Consider the following 23260-nt stretch of genomic DNA (forward strand, 5'->3'; position numbering starts at 1 on the left):
TCGGTCTGCGAAGTTAGTCTGTCGGTAGAACTAAAGCAAGGCTTACCTAAAGTGTTTCCCCAAAAATAGCTGTGTCGTATCGTAGGGTTCGTCAGCACGGTAGTCCGGCGGAGGTCGGAATCGGAGAACGCGCGCTGGACGGGTAGCCACTCATCGCGCAGAATCATTAGGTTAGCCTTGGCTGGCTCAAGCGATCGTGGCGATGAGGGACGAGGCAACCGCGATGACGATCATGAACCGCCGGCAACTTCTCGGTGCCGGGCTCGGGCTCGGTGCGGCACTGGCGCTGGGCGCCTGCGGCCGCGGCTCCGGCGACACCGGCACGCTCCGTGTCGGGGCGCTCGGCAAAGTATCGGCACTACAACAGGATCCGCACGCGAATCTGAGCAATGAGAGTGATTTCCTGATCGCTTCGCTGGTCTACGATCCGCTGACCGTTCCCGGTGCCGATCCGACCGTGGCGCCGCGGCTGGCCAGTTCGTGGTCGGCCGATCCGGATCAGCGGCGCTGGGTGTTCACCCTCGCCGAGGGCGCGAAATTCCACGACGGCAGCCCGGTCACCGCCGACGATGTGGTGTGGTCGCTGCGGCGACTGCGCGAGGTGGGCGGCGAGTCCAAGGTTCCGGTGCGCGCGGAGGACATCACCGCCGACGGCCCCGGCCGGGTCGTGCTGACCGCGGCGGCGCCGAACAGCCAGATTCCGCTGCTGGTGCGTCTGATGACGTTCACGGTGAAGCAGGGCAGCACCGATTTCACCAAACCCGTGGGGAGTGGGCCGTTCCGGCTGGAGTCCTATCGGCAGGGCAACGCCCGGCTGGTGCGCAACGACGCCTGGCACGGGCCGAAGCCACGGCTGGAGGCCATCGAGATCACCATGTTCGAAAGCGTCGACGCGCTGTCGAATGCGGTGCTCGGCGGACAGATCGATCTGGCGTCCAATGTGGGCGCGATCGCCGGGCGCACCGCTGCCGGTCGCGGCGATCTGCAGGTGGTCCGCCGCCCCAACGACACCGTGGTCGCGATCGCCATGCGCACCGCCGACGGTCCTTTCGCCGATCCGCGGGTGCGGACCGCGCTGCGGCTGGCCGCGGACCGCGATGCGCTTGTCGCGCAGGCGTTCTCGGGTTTCGGTGCGGTCGCCAACGACATTCTCGGCACCGGAGACACCCAGTACGCCAAGGACATTCCGCAGCGCCGCCGCGATCTCGACAGGGCGCGTGCGTTGTTGGCCGAGGCCAGCTTCGACACCGGCGCGACCTATCAGCTCGTCACCAAGGAGGAGGTGCCCGGCGAGCCGGAATCGGCGAAGCTGTTCGCCGCCCAGGCCCGCGAGATCGGGGTGAAACTGGAGGTGGTGGTGCAGGATTCGGGCACCTTCTACGACCGCACCTGGCTGCACGCGCCGCTCTACACGGTGAACTGGGGCACCAACGATTCGGTGCTGTTCTTCGCAACCAAATTGATGGCCTCGACCAGCAACCGCAACGAAACCGCCTTCGACGACCCGGATTTCGACGCCACCACCGGCGCCGCGCTGGCCGCCTCGAATCCGGCCGATTACGCCCGGTCCTGCCGTGCCGTGCAGCAGATTCAGCACGAGCGCGGTGGTTATCTGGTGTGGGGTGTGGCCGACGGCATCGATATCGCCGCGACGCGGGTCAAGGATCTGCCGACGCTCGGTGGATTCGGCCGGGTTCAGTTGGAACGGGTCTGGCTGGCGTCGTGACGACGTTCCTGGCCCTGCTGCTACGCCGGCTCGCGCTGTTGGTGGTGCTGCTGGCGCTGGTCTTCGCCGTGGTCTCGGTGTTGCCCGGCGATGCCGCGCGGGCGTCCCTGGATCGCACCGCGTCCCCGGAGCTCCTCGCGGCCAAGCGGCATGAGCTGGGGCTGGATCGGCCACTGCCGCAACGCTTCTGGTCCTGGCTGAGCGGACTGGTTACCGGAGACTTCGGTTCGACCGTGCGGGGGCGCCCGGTGGGCGATCTGCTGGCGTCCGCGGCGCCGCAGACCCTGCTGCTGGGCGGGCTCGCCCTGGTCCTCACCGTGGCGGCCTCGCTCGGCCTGGGCATATGGTGGGCCGCGCGGCCGTCCAGCTGGCTGGCGCGCGTGCTGCAGCCGACGACGGCGATGGTGGTGGCGTTGCCGGAGTTCGTGGTGGCGGCGGTGCTGATCATGGTGTTCTCCTTCGCCGCCGGCTGGCTGCCCGCTGTGACGGTGGCGGGCCCGTCGGGCTTTCCGGCGCGGCCGGACATGCTGGTGCTTCCGGTGCTGGCGCTGGCGATACCGCACATCGGCTGGAACACCAGGGTGATTCGCGGAGCGCTGGCCGACGCCGGGCGCGCGCCGCACGTGGAACAGGCCGCGCTGGAAGGGCTCTCGCGGGGGCAGCTGATGATGCGGCACATCCTGCCGGTGGCGCTGCCGACCGTCGTGGCCTCGGTGGCGACCACCGTCGGGATGCTGTTCGGCGGTGCGCTGGTGGTGGAGAGCCTGTTCAACTATCCCGGGCTGGGGGCGCTGCTGGCGGGTTCCATCGCCGACCGGGACACGGCGCTCACCGCCGCCACGGCGGCCGTCGCCGGAGTGGTGATCATGGCAATGCTGTTGTTCTCCGACGGTGTTCGGGCCTGGGCGGTTCGGGGGCGGCGATGACGCGGGCGAACCGGGTGTCGTGGCTGCGGGGGTTGCCCGCCCTGATCGTGGTGGCCGCGGCGGTCGTCGGGCCGTGGCTGGCGCCGCATGCGGTGGACGAGGCCGTCGGCAATCCCTTCGCGTCCCCGAGTGCCGCGGCATGGCTGGGCTCGGATCGGCTCGGGCACGACGTGTTCAGCCAACTCCTGCACGGTGGGTGGGGCCTGGTGCTGTTGGCGGTGTTCATCGCCGCCGTGGTGACCGGGCTGTCCAGTGTGCTCGGCGCGGTGGTGGCGCTGTGGCCGCGGCTGGGCGCGGTGATCGAGCGGTGCGCCGACCTGCTCATCCTGTTGCCGGTCGTGCTGGCGCTGCTGCTGGTGGTGATGTCGTGGCCGCAGTGGGGGACCGTCGGGGTGGTGGTCGTGGGGATCGTCTTCGGAGTGCCCTACTGCGCACGGGTTTTCGCGGCCGCCGCCACCGGCATCGCCGCCTCCGGGTACATCGAGGCGGCTCGCCTGGGCGGCGAATCGGCGGGCTACGTGATCTTCCGAGAGATGTTGCCGAACATGCGCGAGCTGCTGCTCACCCAGCTCGGTCTGCGTTTCGTGGCGGGGATGTACATCGTGTCGACGGCGGCGTTTCTGCGACTGCCCTCCGCGCTCGGCGCCGCCAACTGGGCGGTCATGGTCCGCGACAACGCCTCGGGGATCCTCCTCAATCCCTGGGCGGTGCTGGCCCCGAGCCTGGCCATCGGCACGGTCGCGGTCAGCGTGAACCTGCTGGCCGCCGCGCTGGGCAAGGTGAGGCAGGTGCCGCATCCGGCCGGTGGAGGTGAGCGAGTGTGATTGTGGTAGAAGAGCTTTCGGTGGTCTCCGGCACCGGTGCGGCACTGCTCGAGCCGATTTCGCTGGAGGTTCCGGCCGGTGGGATCACCGCGCTGCGGGGGCCGTCCGGGTGCGGGAAATCGACGTTGCTGAAAGCGCTGCTGGGGCAGGTTCCGGTGGGCACGACGGCGACCGGGTCGGTGCGGGTGCGCGAACACGATGTGCTGGCGTTGGATTCGCAGGCCCTGCGGCGGTTCCGGCGCGAGGAGGTGTCGTTCGTCGGACAGGATCCCGGGGTGGCGCTGAATCCGACCATGCGGGTGCGGGCGCTGCTGGGTGAGCTCGCCGACGCCGAGCGGGCGCGGGCGGCGCTCGCGGCCGTCGAGTTGCCGGAGTCGTATCTGCGGCGGCGTCCCGCGGAGCTGTCCGGCGGCGAACAACGCCGAATTGCCTTGGCGCGGGCCCTCGCCCGGAACACGCCGGTGCTCCTGCTGGACGAACCGCTGGCGGGCCTGCACGGCGGCCTGCGCACGGCGATGCTGCGTCTGCTGCGCCGCCTGTCCACCGAGCGCGGCACCACCATCCTGGTCTCCGGGCACGATACGACGGCATTGCGCGAGCTGGCCGACGAGCAGATCCCGGTCGGGAGTTTGCGCCTGTCCGAGCCGGTCCTCGCCACCGTCGGGCCCACCGCCCCTCCCATCGGCATCACCTGCCCAGGGGATACCGAATCACCTGCGGTCGAGCCGATCCCGGCGGAACAGGTGCTGTCGCTGTCGGGGGTGGCGGTATCCATCGATCGCCGACCGGTTCTCGGTGATATCGACCTGTGGCTCGGCGCCGGTGAGGCGGTGGCGGTGACCGGGCCGTCCGGTGCGGGCAAATCGACATTGGCGCGCACGGTGGTCGGGCTGCGCCGCCCTGCGGCGGGAGCGGTTCGGGCCCGAGGGCGTCTCGCGTTCGTGCCGCAGGACAGCACCGGCAGCCTGAATCCGCGCCGGACGGTTTTCCAGACGCTCGCCCGGCCGATCGGGCGGCACTGCCGAGTGCGCGGTGCGGCCCTGGCCGGACACATCGCCGAGCTGTTGCGCACGGTGGAGCTGGATCCCGCACTGGCCCAGCGTTATCCGCACGAATTATCCGGCGGCCAGCGGCAACGAGTCGCCCTCGCCCGCGCCCTCGCCCTCGACCCCACCGTGCTGGTCTGTGACGAGATCACCTCGGCCCTGGACCACGACACCGCCGAAGCGATCATGGACCTGCTCGACCGCCTGCGCACCGACCGCCGCCTGTCCCTCCTGGTGATCACCCACGACATGGCCCTCGTTGCCCGCTACTGCACCCGCATGTACGTCATGGAATCCGGCCGAATAGTCGAATCGGGCCCCGTGCCCAACGTCCTCACCGCCCCCACCCACGACGCCACCCACGCCCTGCTGGGCTGACCCGCGGGCCACATCTACGACATGACCCTGCATCTTCGGCGCTAGGGCGCCGAAGATGCAGGGAATGAGGAGGGCCGCGCTGCAGGGAATGAGGAGGGCCGCGCCGACGCTCCGTAGTGAGTTACCCCCGCACCACCAGGTGTTCTTTGGCGGGTCTCCTCTTCCCGCACTACGGGGTGTTCTTTGGCGGGTCGCTTCCCGCGCACCACTAGGTGCTCCGTCGCAAGTCACGCACCGGAGGTCTCACCCCGGGCGGGAGCGCGCCTTCTTCGTTCCGTGCACCCCGGCGCCCTAGCGCCGGGGTGCAGGGATCCCACCGCAAGGAGCACGCCGGGATGGGGTGGGGTATCTCACTTTCGGCATGCCGATATGGCCCGGGTATCGGGGGGATGGGTTTGGGGGTGGGGATCTGGATGATGGAGGGGTGCGTTCGAAGGAGGGCGGTGGTCGTGCCGCTGTGATCGCCCGTGCCGGTGCTGTAGTCGCCGTTGCGGCGGCTGTTGTGTTGTCCGGGTGTGGGCTCGGGGAGCGGCTGCCGCCGATTCCGGAGGGGATACCGCCGGGGCCGGGGACGGCGGTGCCGCCGATCGATCTCGACGCGCCCGGGCGCAGCGCCGAACAGTTGCGTGGTTGGGCCCGGGAGCAATCCGACGCTCTCGAGATCCCCGTGGTGGCGCTGGAGGCGTATGGATACGCCGCGGCGGTGCTGGCGCGTTCGCGGCCGGACTGCGGCATCGCCTGGACGACTCTGGCCGGTATCGCCAGCGTCGAGAGCAAACACGGCAGCCACGGCGGTTCGAGCCTGGACGCCGACGGCGGGGTTCGCCCGCCCATCCGCGGCATCCCCCTGGACGGCTCGCCGGGCGTGGCCCGCATCGAGGACAAGGAGGCCACCGCCCGCACCGGCAGCCCGGTCTACGTGCGTGCCGAGGGCCCTTTCCAATTCCTCCCGGAAACCTGGCAGCGCTGGGGCGTCGACGCCAACGGCGACGGCGCGGCCGACCCGGACAATATCGACGACGCCGCCCTGACCGCCGCCCGCTACCTCTGCGCGAGCGGCGGCACCCTCACCACCCCCGAGGGCTGGCAAAAGGCCTTGTTCACCTACAACCAGTCCAATGCCTACATGCTGAAGGTCCGCAACCACGCCGCCGCCTACAGCATCGGCCGCAGGGTCTGATCGCCGCGGCCCTCATGCAGCCGCACCCTCTATCGACAGACGCACCCCTTATGGGTGCCTGCAGGGGGTGCGTTTGGCGAGAAAGGGTGCGGCTGTGATGTGGGCGGTCTGTGGGGGAGCCGCCTGCGTTAGGCTCGCGGGTGCACGGGGCAGCCGTGCGACCTGCTCATGGACGGCGGTGAGCAGGATGGAGTCCGTAGCCGAAGGAGTGTCGTTTTCGTGGCCATCATCGAACAGGTCGGAGCTCGCGAGATCCTGGATTCGCGCGGTAACCCCACCGTCGAGGTCGAGATCGCTCTCGACGACGGCACCCTGACCAGGGCGGCCGTGCCGTCCGGCGCATCCACGGGCGAGCACGAGGCCGTGGAGCTGCGCGACGGCGGCGACCGCTACGGCGGCAAGGGTGTGCAGAAGGCCGTGGAGGGTGTGCTCGACGAGATCGCACCGGCCATCATCGGCCTCGACGCTGTCGAACAGCGCACCGTCGACCAGGTCCTGCTGGATCTGGACGGCACCCCCGACAAGTCCCGCCTGGGCGCGAACGCCCTGCTGGGTGCGTCGCTGGCGGTGGCCCGCGCGGCGGCCGAATCGTCGGGGCTGGAACTGTTCCGCTACCTCGGCGGCCCGAACGCACACGTGCTGCCGGTGCCGATGATGAACATCCTCAACGGCGGCGCGCACGCCGACACCAGCGTGGACGTGCAGGAGTTCATGATCGCCCCGATCGGCGCGGCCACCTTCCGGGAGGCGCTGCGCTGGGGCGCGGAGGTCTACCACGCGCTCAAGGCCGAGCTGAAGAGCAAGGGCCTGGCCACCGGCCTCGGCGACGAGGGCGGTTTCGCCCCCGACCTGGCCGGCGGCACCCGTGAGGCGCTGGACCTGATCGCCGCCGCGATCGGCAAGGCCGGATACAAACTGGGCACCGACATCGCCCTCGCCCTGGATGTGGCGGCCACCGAGTTCTACACCGCCGGAACCGGGTACAAGTTCGAGGGCAGCGAGCGCACCGCCGCCCAGATGGCCGACTTCTACAACGACCTGCTGTCGGCCTACCCGCTGGTCTCCATCGAGGACCCGCTGTCGGAGGACGACTGGGACGGCTGGGTCGCGCTCACCGATCAGATCGGCGAGAAGGTGCAGCTGGTCGGCGACGACCTGTTCGTCACCAACCCGGAGCGACTGGAGGAGGGCATCGTCAAGGGTGCCGCCAACGCGCTGCTGGTGAAGGTCAACCAGATCGGCACCCTGACCGAAACCCTGGACGCGGTCGAGCTGGCCCACCGCAACGGCTACAAGACGATGATGAGCCACCGCTCCGGCGAGACCGAGGACACCACCATCGCCGACCTGGCGGTGGCGGTCGGCAGCGGCCAGATCAAGACCGGTGCGCCGGCCCGCAGCGAGCGGGTCGCCAAGTACAACCAGCTGCTGCGCATCGAGGACGCCCTGGGCGATTCGGCCCGCTACGCCGGGGACGTTGCGTTCCCGCGCTTCGCGTTCGAAGGCTAGTAACGTCGCAAGCCGTTGATACCGGCCGACTTTCGAGGTGTGAGATGACGGAGCGACGGGCGCGCGGTACCAGTCCGGCCGGACGGGGAGACCGCCGCTCGTCGCGGTCGGCCCGCTCGCGACCCGAACGGTCGACCGGTGGATCGGCCCCCGCCGCCCGCACCGCCGCCGGTAAGCGCGCGGCGCAACGCCGGGCCGGAAAGCCCGAATCCCGTGCGGGAAAGGGGAAATCGGGCCGCAGGTCCGACGCCGACAAGCACGAGCGCAAGATCCTCGGCCTGTCCACCGGCCGCGCGGTGATCCTGGCCGCCGTGTTGTGCGCGCTGGCGCTGACCCTCGCGGTGCCGATGCGCACCTACTTCAGCCAGCGTGCCGAATCGGCGCAGCTGGCCGAGCAGCGCAGCGAGCTGGAGAACGATCTGGCCCGGTTGCGCGATCGCCGGGCCCAGCAGCAGGATCCGGCCTACATCAAATCCGAGGCCCGCGACCGCCTGCGCCTGGTCATGCCCGGCGAAACCCCCTACATCGTGCAGGTGCCGGGCATCGAGCAGCCCGCGGTCCCGGCCCAGACCACCCAGGCGCGCCCGCCCGACCCCTGGTACACCGAGCTGTGGCGCAGCATGTCCAATCCGCAACCGACCCCCGCCGCGCCGGAGCCCACCACTCCGGCGCCGCCACCCCCACCCCCTGAAGGAGCACCCCGGTGACCGAGCCCGACATCCGCGGCCCCGACCATGACGGGCGGGACGCCGAGCCCAGCGCGGCCGATCTCGAGATCGTCGCCCGCCAACTGGGCCGCCCGCCGCGCGGTGTGCTCGCCATCGCCTACCGCACCCCCGACGGGCAACCCGGCGTGGTCAAGACCGCGCCGCGCCTGCCGGACGGCACCCCGTTCCCGACGCTGTACTACCTGACCGATCCCCGCCTCACCGCCGAGGCGAGCCGCCAGGAGGCGGCCGGATTGATGCGCGGCATGACCGAAAGGCTGGGCGGCGACGCCGAATTGGCCGCGGCCTACCGGGCCGCACACGAGAGCTATTTGGCCGAACGCGACGAAATCGAGTCGCTGGGTACCGATTTCAGCGGCGGCGGCATGCCGGATCGGGTGAAATGTCTGCATGTGCTGATGGCGCACGCCCTGGCCAAGGGTCCGGGAGTGAACCCGCTCGGCGACGAGGCGGTGGCCCTGGCCGCCGACAACGGACTACGCGGCACCGCAATACCCGCGGATTGGCCGAAATACGAGCAGTACCAGCCGCATTCGGCGGAAAGGGATAGCGATGAGTGACCGGGTGGCCGCGGTCGACTGCGGGACGAACTCGATTCGACTACTGATCGCCGAGGTCGGCCCCGACGCTCGACTATCCGATGTGCACCGGGAAATGCGGATCGTGCGGCTGGGCAAGGGCGTCGACGCCACCGGCGAACTGAACCCGGAGGCGATCGAGCGCACCCGCGCCGCCCTGCACGACTATGTGGATCTGATGCTCGACAAGGGTGTGAAGCGGGTGCGCATGGTGGCGACCTCGGCCACCCGCGACGCGCGCAATCGCGACGACTTCTTCTCGATGGCCGCCGCCGAACTGGCCCGCGTGGTGCCCGGCGCCCGGGCCGAGGTGATCACCGGCGACGAGGAGGCCCGGCTGTCGTTCGCCGGTGCGGTCGGCGAATTGTCCAGCGCCGAAGGGCCTTTCGTGGTGGTCGATCTGGGCGGCGGCTCCACCGAGGTGGTGCTGGGCGACAGCACCGGCGTGCAGGCCGCCTACTCCGCCGACATCGGCTGCGTCCGGATCACCGAGCGCTGTCTGCACGGCAACCCGCCCACTCCCGAAGAGGTTGCCTCGGCCCGCTTCTTCGCCTCCCAGCGGTTGGCGCAGGCGTTCGGCGTGGTGCCGGTGGAACGGGCCCGCACCTGGGTCGGGGTCGCCGGCACCATGACCACGATCGCGGCGGTCGCGCTGGATTTGCCCGAATACGATTCGGAGAAGGTGCATCTCACCCGGATGCGCCTGAACCAGGTGCGCGCGGTGTGCCATCGGCTGATCGGCATGAATCACGACGAGCGCGCGGCGCTGGGGCCGATGCATCCCGGCCGGGTCGACGTGATCGGCGGCGGCGCGGTGATCACCGAAGTGCTGGCCGATGAACTGGCCCGACGTGCAGGCATCTCCGAACTCATTGTGAGCGAACACGACATTCTCGACGGCATAGCCCTCTCGATCGCCTGAGGTCGATACGGCAGTGCATCCTGCCAAGCTGGCGTACCGGTAGATGAGCATGTTGAGAGCAAATTGCTCATACGTCCAACATTCTGACCGGAATTTACTTCGCCGACACACATAGCCCGCTACTCTGCTGGCCGCGGCAGCCGACAGCCGGATCGCGGGAACTCCCGCGACCGCAACCCCGGTTGCTGAAAAATTGCGTGACATGGAAAGGTCGAGCGCATGACGCAAGTGGCTCAGCCTGAGCAGCGGCAGCCCGAACGGACGGTGTTCGGGCATCCGATCGGCTTGGTGAATCTGTTCGGAGTCGAGCTGTGGGAACGGTTCTCGTTCTACGGCATGCTCACGATCCTGGGCTACTACTTGTACTACTCACTCGGCGAGGGCGGTCTGGGGCTCGAGAAGGCCACCGCCACCGGCATCGTCGGCGCGTACGGCGGCCTGGTGTATCTGTCCACCGTGCTGGGCGGTTGGGTCGCCGACCGGGTGCTGGGCATGGAGCGCACCGTGTTCTACGGCGGCGTGGTGGTCGTGGCCGGGCATCTCGCCTTGGCGGTACTCCCCGGGCTGGCCGGTGTAGGCGTGGGTCTGGTGCTGGTCGCGCTGGGCGCCGGCGCGCTGAAGGCCAATGCGTCCTCGCTGCTGGGCACCCTCTACGAGAAGGGTGACGCGCGGGCCGACGGCGGCTTCACGCTGTTCTACCTCGGCATCAACCTGGGCGCCTTCACCGGTCCGCTGGTGACCGGTGTGTTGCGGGACCATGCAGGCTTCCATTACGGATTCGGTGCGGCCGCCATCGGCATGACGTTGGGCCTGACCCAGTACGTGATCTTCCGGCGCAACCTGGGTGCGCATGGCCGCACCGTGCCGAATCCACTGCCGCGCAGCCAGGTCGGCAAGGTGCTGGGCGTGCTCGCCGCGGCGGTGATCGTGGTCGCGATCGCTCTGGCGACGAAGCTGATCACGCTGTCGAACCTGTCCTGGGTGACGACCGGCGTCATCGCGGTCGCCTCGGTCGTGTACTTCGCGGTGATCCTGATGCATCCGAAGGTGACCGCGACCGAACGCACCCGGGTGCGCGCGTTCATCCCGCTGTTCATCGCCAATGCCGTGTTCTGGTCGCTGTTCCAGCAGATGTTCACCGTGCTGGCGGTCTACTCGGACACGCGGATGAACTGGTCGATCTTCGGCTGGACAGCGCCCTCGAACTGGGTCGGCTCGATGGAGCCGGTCTGGATCATCACGCTCTCCTCGTTGTTCGCGATCATGTGGACCCGCCTGGGCAACAGGGCGCCCAGCACGCCGCGCAAATTCGCCTATGGCGTGATCGGAATGGGTGCCGCCTTCCTGTTGTTCGTACCGCTGGCCGGATTCGAGGGCCGCAGCGTGCCGGCATTGCTGGTGTTCTTCATCCTGTGTGGCTTCGCGGTCTCCGAACTGCTGCTGTCCCCGATCGGCCTGGCCGTGACGACCAAGCTTGCGCCCGAGGCGTTCCGGGCCCAGATGATGGCCCTGTACTTCTTCTCCATCGGCCTCGGCACCGCCATGTCCGGTGTGTTGTCCCGCTTCTACGACGCCGACCACGAGGTCGCCTACTTCGGCCTCACCGGCCTGGTCGCCATCGCGGTGGGCGTGATCGTCTACTTCTTCGCTCCCCGGGTAAGCCGTCTCATGGAGGGCGTCCACTGAGCAAACTCCGGGATAATTCCGAGACGCCCGTACAAATTCGGTAGGCTACCCGCACGCCCCCGTAGCCCAATTGGCAGAGGCAGCGGACTTAAAATCCGCCCAGTATCGGTTCGAGCCCGATCGGGGGCACCGAGAGTGCAGGCAGGTGGCGCGGATCCGTGCGTAGGACCGGGTGCCCCGGGTTCGGGGCACCCGGTCACTCGTGTGTCCGGGGTGGGCCCGCGTGTCGGAGCGAGTCGCGGGGGCCGACCCATCCCGATGCCGCGCAGCTCCGAAGAAGATGCGGTGTCACTCTCAGATGGAATTACCCGCGGGTTGCCGCGATCTCTTTACCTGTGGCACAGCAACTCTGGACTCCGACAGAAGGGTGTCTATGAAACTTTCCACGTTCGCGGCGGTCGTCGTGGCTTGTGCCGCGCTGACCGGTGCCGCTGCCACCGCCCACGCCCGGCCGGATCCGACGGCGTCGGTCGACAAGGCCGAGCTGACCGATTCGGGTCTCGAGGTCACGGTCAGCTACACCTGTGAGAGCGGTGAGATCGACACTCTGTCCGTCGTCGCCAGTCAGACCGCCGAAGGCGCCATGACACTCGGCGGTGATCAAGCGGACGCCGTGTGCGACGGGACGGACCAGACCAAGAAATTCACCATCACTCCGGCGGTGGGGGACCAATTCGAGTCCGGTGAGATCGAGGTGGTCTTCGAATTGATCGGGCCGAAGGCTGCGATTTTCGAAGAAACTGTCGAGGTGTAGGCATGCGAGAGGGAGGCACGACGATTAAGCGATCGACAGGGGCACTGCTGCTTGTCACGTCCCTGCTCACCATGGGTTGCATCGGTGCCGTGACGGCGGACGCCCAGCCGTCCGAGGAGTGCGGTACACAGGCCGAGGACTACTACGGTGCATGGGTGGGTCGGATGGGAAACCGGTCCGACATCCCCCGATGGAAGATCACGTTGTACCCGCCGCAAAAGGTTGATGGTGAAATGTACTCGTCCTACTACACCGACAAGACTTTCACCGGTGAGTTCGTTATCGATCCTGGCCAGCGAGACAAGGTTGCCGTGACGTTGAACTCGGAGAAGGCTCCGTTGCTCAACCGCACGGTCCGGTTCGAGCCTATTTGCCCGTCCGGCACCACCAGGCCGGACGCCCTCAGGTACCACTACAAATATGGTGGCCCGGTGGGTGGAGGAAAATCCGAGTGGGTCGACAACTTCGCCGACCTGAGGCCGGAGAGCTGATGTGAGAAGACCTCCGCCGAAAGGTGGGGGTCTTCTGTCACCGATCTTCGGTGTAGTCGGCGACCCAGTCGGTGGCGGCGGACTTGGCGCTGTCGAGGCAGGGGCTGGAGGCCTCGCGGAGGAACTGGTTGTCGCGGGTGGTGATCGTCCAGACGTAGGTTGTCTGGGTGGTTGCTAGGATTCGGGCGCGGACGGGGCCGAAGTCCTTGGTCAGTTGCTGCCGCTCCGGATCGCCGCCGAGAACCCAGCCGTCGCTTGCATCTTCGGGCGTGATCTGTCCGTCACTCATCGCGATCCTCGTTGCCGGGAGGCCGGACATCTTGTGATGGCGAGCGAGCTGTGCAGCCATGTATGTACTCTTCCATAAAGTTTCGAAGTGCGGAAGACGGTAATTGAAGTGAGACCTTCGGATACGCTTCCCGAGTGTTAGGGTCATAGAGTGCCGCGCCGTACCTACGATCAGTTCTGCGGTCTCGCTCTGGCGCTCGACATCGTCGGGGAGCGGTGGACCCTGCTGATCGTGCGCGAGCTGATGTCCGGGCCGAAGCGCTACTCCGATCTGGCCGCGGCGCTGGACGGCATCGGGACGAGCCTGCTTGCCAGCCGCGTCAAGCAACTGGAGTTCGACGGCATCATCGCGCGGCGTCACCTGCGCCCGCCGATCGCCTCGACGGTGTACGAACTGACCGCGGTGGGCCGGGAACTGGCGCGGGCGATGATCCCGCTCGCCCTCTGGGGTTCCAGGCACTACACCGAGGGCGGCCGCGCTCCCACGCAACGCTTCCGCGCCGAGTGGGCGCTGGTCTTCCTGGCTCAGCTCTTCGACCCGGATGCGTTGAGAGGCATTGACGCCTACTACGAATTCCACGCCGACGGCAGCGTCGCCCACCTCCACATCCACGACGGCCGAGCCGACGTCTACTCCGGCCCCGGTGACCACCCACCCGACGCCACCTTCACCTACGACTCCGGCACCCTGGCCGCCATCATCGCCGGCACTCTCTCCGTCCCCGATGCCCTGGCCCAACAACGCATCGAAGCCTCCGGCAACCCAGAAGCAATCGGCCAACTCCTCACCCCACTCCTCGCCGCCCTCGAAACCATCGCCCCCAAACCTTCGTCGAGCGAGCAACGTCGCGAGTAAATCGCGAGAGGCCAACAGCCTCAGTGCTCGCTCAGGAGTTCTCGGGTTTGGGCGAGGAGGGCGTATTGGTGGGGGAGGTCAGGGCCGGAGAGGTTGATGATGAAGGTGGTTGCGCCTGAATGGGCGTAGGCGGATAGGCGGTCGGCCAGTTTTTCGGGTGGGCCGCTGATCACTAGTCGGTTTGCTCTTTCCTCGGAGAGGCCGTCTTCGCCGGTCAGGGAGCGGAGGAAGCGGACTACGCGGTCGTGGCCTTGGCGCTCGCCTTCGGAAATGGTGGTCAGGGCGGCGAATACGGTGGTGCCGATTTGGGGTGTGGGGGTGCCTGCCTCTTTCGCCAGGGCCGACAAAGCGGCTGTGCGGGCGGCGAGTTCGTCGGGAGTGAGGAGCGAGGCCAGCCATCCGGCGCCGTGGTCGATGGCACGCCGCAACGCGCGGTCCGACATGCCGCCTATCCACAAAGGTGGGGCCGGGACGGGCGGGTCGAGCGTCAGTGTCGGCTTGCCGGGCACGGTTAGCAGCGGTGTCGATCGTCCTGCGAACAGGTCGGGCAACGCGCGCAGCATCGCATCGGTTCGGCGGCCGCGGGCGGTGTAGGGAACCCCGCCGGCGGGCCACTCGTCCGGATGGCCTCCGGCGCCGACGCCGAGCAGGACGCGGTCGCCGGACAGATACTGCAGGGAGGCAAGCTGTTTCGCCGCCCACGCCTGCTGCCGCAGGGCCAGCAGCATGACGCCGAAACCCAGGTGAATGCGCTCGGTGACCGCGGCGGCACCGGCGAGGGCGACAACGCTGTCCAGGAACGGTGTCTGCGCGCTCAGGTGGTCGCCGACCCACACCGTATCCAATCCGGCCTGTTCGGCATGCCGAGCCAAGGCGGGAATATCGCCGATGGTTCCGCCGTGGCCGACGAAGGTGGGAAGTGAGACACCGAGATTCAGCGGCATGGCAGTCCTTCCGTGCAACGTATGGTGAGGCTTACCTTGCCCGCTCAACCCGGGTTGAGTTCAACTGGTTCGGTGAGCGACCTGACATCGATCCGGCAAGTTGCCGACCACTTCGCGATCCCCGTGTCGACGCTGCACTACTGGGAGCGGTGCGGGTTCATCACACCCAGCCGACGGTCCGGACGCCGGTACTACGACCGCGACCAGATCTATCGCATAGCGCTGATTCGCCTGTGGCGGGCCACCGGGCAGATGTCCGTCGACGAGATCGCCGCCGTCCTGGATGCTCGCGCGGCCACCGGCGATTGGCGTGAGATCGTCACCTCTCGGATCGCCACGATCGAGGCCCGCATGGCCGAATTGGACGACGCCCGCACCTACCTGCGGCATCTGCTCGAATGCCCGCGACACGACGGACTCGAACAGTGCGAAGGCTTCCGCGCCGCGGTCACCCTCCCGTGAAGGGGTCGAGGAACAGGCGTTCACAAGGCGGACGCGGGAGCAGGTGCGGGGCGTCGGTGGGATCGATGATTATTTCGACTGCCCCGCAACGCGCGCCAAGACGTGGACACGCTCGAATACCTTTACGGACAACTGCATTCGTCCGCCCTCGATCGCAACGAGTCGCTGAGCCCGAACAGGCGGGTTGTGAGCCGGATAGGATGGTCAGGGTGTGCCCACACTTTTGCAAATCCACATACAGCGGGGCTAACGGGACCTGCGTCGAGGTCTCCCTTGGGCGCGATTCGGTGCTCATCCGAGACAGCAAGTACGCGGGGCCCGCGGATCAACAACCCATCGTCTCCATCGCCCCCACGGACTGGCAGTCCTTCCTCGACCTCGTCCTGAGCAGCGAGTCGGGCACCCTCCCCGGCGGCATCAAGCTGTCACTCCACCCCGGCGGCGGTGCGACCATCACTGCCGAGACCGCCGCTCTCGTCTACAGCGCGGCCGAATGGGACGCCTTCACCAAAGGCGTCGCAGACGGCCAATTCACCCGCCGCCCCTGATCCTTTCCGGATCTGGGCGGCGGGTTATGGCATAAGCCCTACCCGATCAGGAAGCCTGGTCCTGCTGGGCCAGGATGAAAGCGCCCTGGCCGTCGGCGTCCAAGCCGGTGTCGAGGATCTTGTCGTCCAGGAAGGCGGCCGCCCGCTCGTCCAGGAAGACGCGAGAGCCTTCGGCGTTGAGGACCTGGTCTTCTTCGGCCGGGGCCGGGGCGACCGCGAGCTGCAGGGCCTCGGCGTTATCGGCCGCGAAGATTCGCAAACCCGCGCCTTCCGGCGTGCCCTCCGCCGAGGTGAGAGTGCGAACGGCCTCGATGGCAGTAGGCGTGAGCATCAGCATTTGGTCTGGTTCCTTCCGCTGTCGTGGGCGTTCTCTCTGGAGTAGCCAGAAGTTGCTCGACGAAACAACATCTTCCGCATCGGCCCCATCTCCCCTGCTCGGAAGGTGTTTACGATCAGTTGACGGCCTGGGTGCGCAACGCGTCGAAGAACCACCACGCCGCCACGACCGCGACCGGGACACCGATGACGACATTGCCGACGACGGCGCCGATGGCACCTGCCGCGACGGCCGTGGTGAGGCATCCGCCCAGGAATCCGGGGACCGCGAGCACGCCGATGGTCGGGACGGCCGCCGCCGCACCCACCAGCGCGCCACCGGCGACACAGCCGACCACCGCCCCGACGGCCGTGCCGAGCAGTGTGCCCAGGGCGATTCCGAGCCCGGCCTGGGTGGAGAAGTTCATGACGGCCGTATTGAATTCGGGCGATTGCGGGTCGATAGCGATGTCCTGTGCGCGGACCGCCGGGCCCGGCGCGGGCACGGCATGGGCCGCGTCGGTGTCCGGGGTGAGGGTCACGGTCGACGCGTCGATCGCGGCGGCGATCGGGAAGACGGCGTTGTCGCGTCGATAGGTGAGCGGGAACGTCGCTGCCGGAGCTCCCGAGGGATCGCGCAGCTCGAGGCGCCCGTCGGTGGCCGCCAGGCTGCCCTTGTCGACGCTCAGCACCACGGACTTGTCGACCAGACGCAGCGAGTAGCCGATGGATTCGGGCGCCGGATCGGCGGTGGCTCGCCCGGCGGACCCGGCGACCGCCGCCACCGCGCACATCGAAACCACTGCGAACGTCAGAGTCTTCATCGACAGATCTACCTTCTTGCCAGAGGAGTAGCACCGAAGCGTGCCGTCGGTGAAGGTCGGGGACAGGGCCGAAGAAGTTCCCCGTGAGCACCCCGATCGTGACGTGTATCACGGTCTCAGCGTGGCAGCCGGGCCTCCACGTCGCGGGGGTCGAGTTCCCGGCGGCAGTGGGCGCAGACGACGACGGCGTGGGTGTCGTGGTCGCAGGGCATGTGGTGCAGGCGGACCGGCTCGCCCAGGGCGGGGCGGTGCACGTCGGCCCAGTGCAGCAGCGCCAGGATCGCGCCGTACAGGTCTCGGCCGGCGGGGGTCAGCACGTACTCGTACCAGTCGGGATCGGTGCGATATCTGCGGCGTTGCAGCAGGCCGAGGGTGACGAGTTCGTCGAGGCGGGCCGCCAGGACCTTTCTGGTAATGCCGAGGTTGCGCGCCATCTCACCGAATCTGCGCACGCCGTAAAAGCTTTCGCGCAGGATGAGCAGGCTCCAGCGTTTGCCGATCACCTCGGCGGCGCTTTCTATACCGTCCGTGCGCTGGTGGGGGCCCGGGGATTTCGACTGGTTACTCACGGGAACCTAGTTTCTCGTTCCGAAGTGGTTTCGTTGCCATACTAGTTTCTTCGGGTTACTACTGGACATGTTCAGGTCTACTCGGTAGGAAACGGAGGGCTGTCATGCCCGATCCCCGTCACACAGAATCCCCATTCGAATTCCTGCGCTACGAGGAACGCGGGCCGGTTGCGCGAATCACCTTGAACCGTCCGGAAGTTCGCAATGCGCTCTCGATCGCGTTGAGCGCGGAGCTGGCCGAGGCGATCGCGCTGGTGCAGGAATCGACAGCGGTCAAGGTGCTGGTGATCTCCGGAGCAGGTGAAACCTTCTGTGCGGGAGACGATCTCGTGGAATTCGCGGCCGGGCTCGACGCCGGTACGGATCTCAACGAGGTGCTGCGTACGGTCCGGCGCTATCAGGCGACGGCCAATGCGCTGGAGGAATTGGACAAGATCACCATCGCCGCCGTCGACGGTTATGCGGTGGGTGGCGGGCTGGAGATCACGATGGCCTGCGATTTCGTGGTCGCCACCGAGCGGGCCCGCTGGGGGATGCCGGAGATCGATGTCGGGATCACGCCCGGATGGGGCGGCACCACCCGGATGTCGCGACTGATCGGCAGGCGGCTGACCAAAGAGGTGAACATGCTCGGTGCGCTGCACCCGGCCGCCCGCGCCCGCGAACTCGGGCTGTGGAACCGCGTCGTCGCCGACGATCGACTGACCGCCGAGGTGGATGCCCTGGTGGAGGTGCTGCTGTCGAAGAATCAGCAGATGCTGCGGCAGCTCAAATTCATCATCAATCGCGGGGTGGAAACCGACCTGTACAGCGCGCAGGGTTTCGAGGCCCTGTCGGTGGGGATCACCTCGGCCGTCAACGGCAACTGGCGAGCGGCCGACTCCGACGAAGGGGCGGGTCTGCGCAATTTCGCTGCCAAGGGCGAACTGTGGAATCGACGTCGCGGCCTGGCCAGAGATTTCTGGGTCGAGCGCGCATCTCCGCTGACGCCACACTGAAAAACCCGCGCCGCCGATTCAGTGAGCCGTCAGAGCGAGTGTTGACCATTGCGCAACCATGGCCGGGAATTACGAGCAACTGCTGGCGACGCCCGCGACAGATCCGGTCGCCGAGTCCGAGCGGTCGGCGGCGCTCGCGGCGGACGGAGCGGGTTTTCCCCAGCTGCGCAGCGACATTCGCGACGCCGGGCTGCTGGGTTCGCGTCGCGGGTACTACCTCGCCAAGGTCGTCGCCACGATTGCGATGCTGGTGGCCTGCTGGACGGTGTTCGTCGTCGTCGGGTCCTCGTGGTGGCAACTGCCGGTGGCGCTGTGGCTGTCGTTCTGCTTCGTGCAGATCGGGCTGATGGGCCACGATATCGGTCACCACCAGGTCAGCCGGGATCGGCGGACCATCGATGTGCTCGGCTATCTGCACTGGAATCTGTTGCTGGGGGCCAGTTTCGACTGGTGGGTCAACCACCACAACCGCCATCACAGCAACCCCAATCACCTGCTCGCCGATCCGGATATCGTGCGCCGCAAGGCGATCTTCGCCGTCGAACAGGCGGGGCAGCCGATGAGTGCGGTGCGGCGGGTGATCGTCCGGTTCCAGGACAAGGTCTTCTTCCCCATGGCGGCGTTGGAGTCGCTGGGACTGCGGGTATTGAGTATCAGCGCCATCGCGCGAGGTGCGGTGCGGCGCCCGTGGATCGAAGGCACGCTGCTGGGCACGCATCTGGTGTGCTATTTCACCGCGGTGTTCTGGGTGCTGGAGCCGGGGAAAGCGTTGGCGTTCATCGGGATACACCACGTCGCGACCGGGCTGTACAGCGGTTCGATCTTTGCGCCCAATCACAAGGGCATGCCCGTGCGGTCGGACGGGGAGTCGCTGGACTGGATGACCAGGCAGGTGGTGACCGCTCGCAACATCCGCGGCAACCGGATCGTCGACTATGTGTACGGCGGTCTGAACTATCAGATCGAGCACCATCTGTTTCCGTCCATGCCGCAGCCGAATCTGCGCCGGGCGCGGCCGATTGTCATGACCCACTGCCGGACCGCGGGACTCGGCTATCACGAAACGTCGGTGGCGGCGGCCTATGCGGAGATCCTCCGGCATCTGCGGCGGGTCAGCCTGCAGGTCCGCGGCCGCTGACCCTGCTCACGGCACCTCCTCGCTGGCGCTCGTCGGCACCGTGCGCAAAGCGCGCTGTGTCCATGGTTCCCTCGCAAGCTCGCTCACACCAGTGCACGCGCCGCGCCGGATTCGTCGTCGAGACCGTAGCGGCTGTGCCAGCGGCGCAGTGGGCGCGGCGCCCACCAGTTCCAGGAACCCAGCAGCCGCATGAACGCGGGTACCAGCAGGATGCGGATGAGGAAGGCATCCAGCAGCACCGTCACCGCGAGGCCTACGCCCAAGCCGCGCATGAACGAAACCTGGGCTGTCGTAATGGAAACGAACACGATCGCCATGACGGTGGCCGCGGCGGTGACGATCCGCCCCGTGCGGGCCAGGCCGAGGGCGACGGCACGCTGATTGTCGGCGGCCGTGCGGCCGGAGGCCAGCCACTCCTCGCGCATCCGGGACAGGACGAAGATTTCGTAATCCATCGACAGGCCATAGGCAATGCACACCAGCAGCGGCGGCATGGTGGCATTGATGTGGCCGGTGGCCACGGTCCCCAGGCCGCCGAGGTGCCCGTCCTGGAAGATCCACACCATGGCGCCGAGGGCGGCGGTCAGGGACAGGAAGTTCATGATCAGGGCCTTCACCGGGAGCAGGACGCTGCCGGTGAGCAGGAACATGAGCACGCAGGTTGCCACGACGATGAGCGCGATGATCAATGGCACCCGATCGGTGATGCCGCGGACATTGTCCAGATCGCGTTGCGCCAGGCCGCCGACGAGGGTGTCGGCCGGTGCGGGCACGGATTTCAGCTGCGTCAGTTGCTGTTTCGCCGCCTCGGAGTACGGATCGAGGGTGGTGCCGACGGTGAGGTAGGCGGCGTCACCCTGGCGGGCGGAGTCGGCGGTGACCGTTCCGGCACGAATTCCTTTGGCGTAGAGGCCGTCCGGGGCGGCGACTCCGGTCACGTTCTCCACGCGCGAGAGCTGTGCGGCGTAGGCGCTCACCGCCTCGTCCGACGCGGTCACCGACGGCATGACGATATGCACCGCCCCCTGACTGTCCTGCTGGGGGAACTGGGTGCGCAGAATGTCGCCGGTCTGGCGGGACGTGGCGGAGGCCGGGAGGTTCCGGTCGTCGGGATAGCCCAGTTTCACCCCGAGGAACGGCAGGCCGACGATGACGAACAGGGTGGTCAGGACGAGGACGGTAGCCATCGCATGACGCATGGCGAAGGTGGCGGCGCGATACCAGACAGTGTCCTGAGGGTTTCGGACTATAGCGCTCCGGAAGGGAAGGCGGGCACGGGTTTCGACGCGGTCGCCGAGCAGGGCGATGAGTGCGGGCGCGACGACCAGCGCACCGACGAGACTGAATGCCACGCTGGCGATTCCCGCATAGGCCAGCGACCGCAGGAAGTACATCGGCAGGACGAGCATGGTCGCCACGACACACGCCAAGGTGAGTGCCGAGTAGATGATCGTCCGCCCGGCGGTGTTCAGGGTGCGCGCCAAGGCGCGCTCGCAGGGTTCGCCCGCCGCCCGCTCCTCCCGATATCGGCTCAGGATGAACAGCGTGTAGTCGACGGCCAGCGCCAGGCACAGCGCGGTCGCCAGATTCACCGCGAAGACCGCGACATCGGTGAACGAGAACAGGATTCGCAGCGCGGCCGCGGTGCCGACCACGGAGAACGCCGCCACGGCCAGCGGCACCAGGGCCGCGACGAAGCTGCCGAATATCCAGATCAGGGCCAGGAAGGTGAACGGTGTCGCGATGAGTTCGAGCTTGATCAGATCGATCTGCGACTGGCGGTTGATCTCGTACTGCGCCATGGTCTGACCGCCCGCCGTCACTGTGACACCGCCGGCGCTGCCGAGCAGCGGCTCGGCGATCTCGTGCGCCCGCAACGGCGCCTCGCGATCGTCACCGGCGATCCGCGTCGCGATCAGGCCGGTGCGGCGGTCCTGCCCCACCAACGTGGCGGCCAAGCCCGGCGGCGCGGTCCAGTACGAGAGGACCTGCTGCGCATAGGGAGAGCCTTGCAACTCCTCGACGATTTCCAGGCCACGCGCACGAGCCTGCGCACTGTCGACACCCGCGTCCGAGGTCACGGTGAACACGAGAGACGACCCCCCGGCCCCGAAGGTATCGGTGAGAACCTGTGCGGCCCTCGCCGATTCCGACCCCGGCACGTCGTACCCGCCCGCGGGCAACTGCGTACTCACCGGCAGCCCGTACACCCCTGCGGCGGCAACGAATATCAGTACCCATGCGACGACGCGGCACGGCGCACGATGAACGAACTCGGCAATACGCGCCGACGTCACGCGCACCTCCGGGATTTCGAGGGGGCGATGAGGCGGTGGCGCAAGGGTGTGAGGCGGCCGGTGCCGGTGATGATGCGGGCGATGGCACGGGCGTCGGTGGCCAGGTCCGGGAGTTGGCCCGAGGGGACCCGGTAGCCGAGGAAGTACAGCCCGGGGGCGTGGCCGAGGGTGCGGCCGCCGTGGACCAAAGGGCGGCCGCCCACCTCGGCGAGGACACCCAGGTGGCCGACGAGCCGGGCGAGGTCCGGTCGTTGGCCGGTGGCGGCTATCACGGTGTCGGGCCCGATGGCGGTGCCGTCGCCGAGCAGGACGTCCGGGCCGTCGAAACCGGTGACCGCCGTGACGATTTCGACGGCACCCGCGCTGACCGCGGAGACCAGGCCGCGGTCGATCGTTCCCGCGGTGTGGCCGCTGCGGGCCAGTGCCGTCGCGATGCCGTGCCGGGGCGGGGCCAGCCCCAGACCCGACAGATCGCCCCACTGCAGGCGGTGGACCAGCAGGCTGGCTCGGTCGACGAGGGCATCCGGCACCGGCCAGTGTTTGACGGCCTGGCTCAGCAGCGACGTCAGCGGGCTGAGCCGAAACAGCAACGGCGGGTTGCGGATCGCCATCCGAACCCGGGCCGCCCCGGAGCGGGCCAACTCGGTGGCGATATCGATCCCCGTCGGTCCGCAGCCGACGACCAGTACGTCGCGACCCCGGTACGGCTGCGGCCCACGATAATCCCGGGCATGCAGCAGTCGGCCCGTGAAGCCACCCGCCCCGGGCCATCCCGGGAGATGCGGGCGGCGGTGTAATCCGGTCGCCACGACCACGTGCGTCGTCTCGATGTCACCGGCGTCGGTCCGTACGGTCCACCACGGACCGGTGCGGTCGATCCGCTCGACCCGGGTGCCGTAACGGATGTCCGGGTCGAGTGCCCGCACATACCTGCGGCCGTAGTCGAGAAAGTCGTCACGGCTGGGCCACGGCCCGCAGCCGGACGGAAGCCGCATGCCCGGGAGCGAACTCAACGGCCGCCAGGAGTTCATTCGCAACGACGGGTAATAGCCGTGCCAGGTGGAGAAGGGCCGATCGGCGCATTCCACGAGCAGCGGCCGCACGCCTGCCTCGGTCAGTGTCCAGGCAGCCGACAGCCCGGCGGGGCCCGCGCCGATGATGACGGGGCGTCGGAGGTCGGTCGACGACATCGGGTCATGACATCGAACGGATCTGAAATTCCGCTGACAGCAGCGCCGTTGCTCGCGTGTAGCTGATGCTCGAAAAAGAGGCC

24 protein-coding genes and 1 tRNA gene are annotated in these 23260 nt (G+C 68.0%); 18 read left to right on the plus strand and 7 right to left on the minus strand.

What is annotated here, in order from left to right; all coding sequences use genetic code 11:
• Window positions 1–223 precede the first annotated feature (223 nt).
• The 13 genes from IU452_RS19615 (at window position 224) to IU452_RS19675 (ending at window position 12748) form a co-directional block, all read left to right on the plus strand.
• Entirely contained in the window at window positions 224–1726 is a 1503-nt protein-coding gene (locus IU452_RS19615; RefSeq protein WP_195110538.1) for an ABC transporter substrate-binding protein, read from the plus strand.
• Window positions 1723–2652, plus strand: coding sequence for an ABC transporter permease (locus IU452_RS19620; protein ID WP_195110539.1), 930 nt, complete (start codon window positions 1723–1725; stop codon window positions 2650–2652). The genes IU452_RS19615 and IU452_RS19620 overlap by 4 nt, the downstream gene beginning before the upstream one ends.
• Window positions 2649–3476, plus strand: coding sequence for an ABC transporter permease subunit (locus tag IU452_RS19625; RefSeq protein WP_195110540.1), 828 nt, complete (start codon window positions 2649–2651; stop codon window positions 3474–3476). Before IU452_RS19620 ends, IU452_RS19625 begins: the two co-directional genes overlap by 4 nt.
• On the plus strand, window positions 3473–4900 hold the full coding sequence (locus IU452_RS19630; RefSeq protein ID WP_195110541.1) for an ABC transporter ATP-binding protein: 1428 nt from the start codon (window positions 3473–3475) through the stop codon (window positions 4898–4900). Before IU452_RS19625 ends, IU452_RS19630 begins: the two co-directional genes overlap by 4 nt.
• A 424-nt stretch (window positions 4901–5324) precedes the next feature.
• Window positions 5325–6080 carry a lytic transglycosylase domain-containing protein gene (locus IU452_RS19635; RefSeq protein WP_324192706.1) on the plus strand — a complete coding sequence of 252 codons (756 nt, stop codon included), beginning with the start codon at window positions 5325–5327 and terminating at the stop codon, window positions 6078–6080.
• 219 nt (window positions 6081–6299) lie between these two features.
• Complete coding sequence (gene eno / locus IU452_RS19640; protein ID WP_195110542.1) at window positions 6300–7589, plus strand: phosphopyruvate hydratase; 1290 nt, start codon at window positions 6300–6302, stop codon at window positions 7587–7589.
• A 44-nt stretch (window positions 7590–7633) separates the two neighbouring features.
• Window positions 7634–8296: an FtsB family cell division protein gene (locus tag IU452_RS19645; protein ID WP_195110543.1), complete on the plus strand. Its 663-nt coding sequence runs from the start codon at window positions 7634–7636 to the stop codon at window positions 8294–8296.
• An 11-nt stretch (window positions 8297–8307) separates the two neighbouring features.
• Window positions 8308–8877, plus strand: a complete 570-nt coding sequence (locus IU452_RS19650) for a DUF501 domain-containing protein (protein WP_195110793.1) — start codon at window positions 8308–8310, stop codon at window positions 8875–8877.
• Complete coding sequence (locus tag IU452_RS19655) at window positions 8870–9817, plus strand: Ppx/GppA phosphatase family protein (protein ID WP_228818261.1); 948 nt, start codon at window positions 8870–8872, stop codon at window positions 9815–9817. The genes IU452_RS19650 and IU452_RS19655 overlap by 8 nt, the downstream gene beginning before the upstream one ends.
• 219 nt (window positions 9818–10036) lie before the next feature.
• A complete protein-coding gene (locus tag IU452_RS19660) occupies window positions 10037–11503 on the plus strand; it encodes a peptide MFS transporter (protein ID WP_195110544.1) in 1467 nt (488 codons plus the stop codon).
• Between the two features lie 55 nt (window positions 11504–11558).
• Window positions 11559–11632 (plus strand) — tRNA-Leu (locus tag IU452_RS19665).
• Between the two features lie 244 nt (window positions 11633–11876).
• Window positions 11877–12257, plus strand: a complete 381-nt coding sequence (locus IU452_RS19670; RefSeq protein WP_195110545.1) for a hypothetical protein — start codon at window positions 11877–11879, stop codon at window positions 12255–12257.
• A gap of 2 nt (window positions 12258–12259) precedes the next feature.
• Entirely contained in the window at window positions 12260–12748 is a 489-nt protein-coding gene (locus IU452_RS19675; RefSeq protein WP_195110546.1) for a hypothetical protein, read from the plus strand.
• A gap of 37 nt (window positions 12749–12785) precedes the next feature.
• Here IU452_RS19675 and IU452_RS19680 read toward each other — a convergent pair whose 3' ends face one another.
• Window positions 12786–13037 carry a hypothetical protein gene (locus tag IU452_RS19680; RefSeq protein ID WP_195110547.1) on the minus strand — a complete coding sequence of 84 codons (252 nt, stop codon included), beginning with the start codon at window positions 13035–13037 and terminating at the stop codon, window positions 12786–12788.
• 150 nt (window positions 13038–13187) lie between these two features.
• On the opposite strand from IU452_RS19680, the gene IU452_RS19685 reads away from it, so the two are divergent.
• A complete protein-coding gene (locus IU452_RS19685; protein WP_195110548.1) occupies window positions 13188–13892 on the plus strand; it encodes a winged helix-turn-helix transcriptional regulator in 705 nt (234 codons plus the stop codon).
• Between the two features lie 20 nt (window positions 13893–13912).
• On the opposite strand, the gene IU452_RS19690 is transcribed toward IU452_RS19685, so the two are convergent.
• Window positions 13913–14836, minus strand: coding sequence for an LLM class flavin-dependent oxidoreductase (locus tag IU452_RS19690; RefSeq protein WP_195110549.1), 924 nt, complete (start codon window positions 14834–14836; stop codon window positions 13913–13915).
• A 72-nt stretch (window positions 14837–14908) separates the two neighbouring features.
• Between IU452_RS19690 and IU452_RS19695 the strand changes: the two genes are divergently transcribed.
• Together IU452_RS19695 and IU452_RS19700 are read left to right on the plus strand one after the other, a co-directional pair.
• Window positions 14909–15298, plus strand: coding sequence for a MerR family transcriptional regulator (locus IU452_RS19695; protein ID WP_324192707.1), 390 nt, complete (start codon window positions 14909–14911; stop codon window positions 15296–15298).
• Between the two features lie 200 nt (window positions 15299–15498).
• Window positions 15499–15846, plus strand: a complete 348-nt coding sequence (locus IU452_RS19700) for a DUF397 domain-containing protein (protein WP_228818263.1) — start codon at window positions 15499–15501, stop codon at window positions 15844–15846.
• A gap of 46 nt (window positions 15847–15892) precedes the next feature.
• Here the strand turns inward: IU452_RS19700 and IU452_RS19705 are convergent, their stop codons facing one another.
• The 3 genes from IU452_RS19705 to IU452_RS19715 all read right to left on the minus strand — a co-directional run bounded on the left by IU452_RS19705 (window position 15893) and on the right by IU452_RS19715 (window position 17554).
• Window positions 15893–16183 carry a hypothetical protein gene (locus IU452_RS19705; protein WP_195110552.1) on the minus strand — a complete coding sequence of 97 codons (291 nt, stop codon included), beginning with the start codon at window positions 16181–16183 and terminating at the stop codon, window positions 15893–15895.
• A 115-nt stretch (window positions 16184–16298) separates the two neighbouring features.
• Window positions 16299–16985 (minus strand): hypothetical protein, encoded by a 687-nt coding sequence (locus tag IU452_RS19710; protein WP_195110553.1) that lies wholly within the window; start codon window positions 16983–16985, stop codon window positions 16299–16301.
• A 116-nt stretch (window positions 16986–17101) separates the two neighbouring features.
• Window positions 17102–17554, minus strand: a complete 453-nt coding sequence (locus tag IU452_RS19715; RefSeq protein WP_324192708.1) for a helix-turn-helix domain-containing protein — start codon at window positions 17552–17554, stop codon at window positions 17102–17104.
• A 104-nt stretch (window positions 17555–17658) separates the two neighbouring features.
• Here IU452_RS19715 and IU452_RS19720 point away from each other — a divergent pair, with 104 nt between their 5' ends.
• Both IU452_RS19720 and IU452_RS19725 read left to right on the plus strand, forming a co-directional pair.
• Window positions 17659–18552 (plus strand): enoyl-CoA hydratase/isomerase family protein, encoded by an 894-nt coding sequence (locus IU452_RS19720; RefSeq protein ID WP_195110554.1) that lies wholly within the window; start codon window positions 17659–17661, stop codon window positions 18550–18552.
• Window positions 18553–18610: 58 nt separating this feature from the next.
• Window positions 18611–19690 carry a fatty acid desaturase family protein gene (locus IU452_RS19725; RefSeq protein ID WP_195110555.1) on the plus strand — a complete coding sequence of 360 codons (1080 nt, stop codon included), beginning with the start codon at window positions 18611–18613 and terminating at the stop codon, window positions 19688–19690.
• Window positions 19691–19773: 83 nt separating this feature from the next.
• On the opposite strand, the gene IU452_RS19730 is transcribed toward IU452_RS19725, so the two are convergent.
• Entirely contained in the window at window positions 19774–21987 is a 2214-nt protein-coding gene (locus tag IU452_RS19730) for an MMPL family transporter (RefSeq protein ID WP_195110556.1), read from the minus strand.
• Complete coding sequence (locus IU452_RS19735) at window positions 21984–23177, minus strand: flavin-containing monooxygenase (RefSeq protein ID WP_195110557.1); 1194 nt, start codon at window positions 23175–23177, stop codon at window positions 21984–21986. Before IU452_RS19735 ends, IU452_RS19730 begins: the two co-directional genes overlap by 4 nt.
• Window positions 23178–23260 lie beyond the last annotated feature (83 nt).

Origin of the sequence: Nocardia transvalensis (assembly GCF_015477765.1) — a bacterium.
Taxonomy (GTDB): Bacteria; Actinomycetota; Actinomycetes; order Mycobacteriales; family Mycobacteriaceae; genus Nocardia; species Nocardia transvalensis_A.

Coding starts and splice junctions, on each gene's coding strand:
- IU452_RS19615 (WP_195110538.1), top strand. CDS start 224: ATGACGATCATGAACCGCCGGCAACTTCTCGGTGCCGGGCTCGGGCTC.
- IU452_RS19720 (WP_195110554.1), top strand. CDS start 17,659: ATGCCCGATCCCCGTCACACAGAATCCCCATTCGAATTCCTGCGCTAC.
- IU452_RS19705 (WP_195110552.1), bottom strand. CDS start 16,183: ATGCTGATGCTCACGCCTACTGCCATCGAGGCCGTTCGCACTCTCACC.
- IU452_RS19735 (WP_195110557.1), bottom strand. CDS start 23,177: ATGTCGTCGACCGACCTCCGACGCCCCGTCATCATCGGCGCGGGCCCC.
- IU452_RS19690 (WP_195110549.1), bottom strand. CDS start 14,836: ATGCCGCTGAATCTCGGTGTCTCACTTCCCACCTTCGTCGGCCACGGC.
- IU452_RS19645 (WP_195110543.1), top strand. CDS start 7,634: ATGACGGAGCGACGGGCGCGCGGTACCAGTCCGGCCGGACGGGGAGAC.
- IU452_RS19625 (WP_195110540.1), top strand. CDS start 2,649: ATGACGCGGGCGAACCGGGTGTCGTGGCTGCGGGGGTTGCCCGCCCTG.
- IU452_RS19660 (WP_195110544.1), top strand. CDS start 10,037: ATGACGCAAGTGGCTCAGCCTGAGCAGCGGCAGCCCGAACGGACGGTG.
- IU452_RS19710 (WP_195110553.1), bottom strand. CDS start 16,985: ATGAAGACTCTGACGTTCGCAGTGGTTTCGATGTGCGCGGTGGCGGCG.
- IU452_RS19670 (WP_195110545.1), top strand. CDS start 11,877: ATGAAACTTTCCACGTTCGCGGCGGTCGTCGTGGCTTGTGCCGCGCTG.
- IU452_RS19700 (WP_228818263.1), top strand. CDS start 15,499: ATGGTCAGGGTGTGCCCACACTTTTGCAAATCCACATACAGCGGGGCT.
- IU452_RS19725 (WP_195110555.1), top strand. CDS start 18,611: ATGGCCGGGAATTACGAGCAACTGCTGGCGACGCCCGCGACAGATCCG.
- IU452_RS19655 (WP_228818261.1), top strand. CDS start 8,870: ATGAGTGACCGGGTGGCCGCGGTCGACTGCGGGACGAACTCGATTCGA.
- IU452_RS19675 (WP_195110546.1), top strand. CDS start 12,260: ATGCGAGAGGGAGGCACGACGATTAAGCGATCGACAGGGGCACTGCTG.
- IU452_RS19680 (WP_195110547.1), bottom strand. CDS start 13,037: ATGAGTGACGGACAGATCACGCCCGAAGATGCAAGCGACGGCTGGGTT.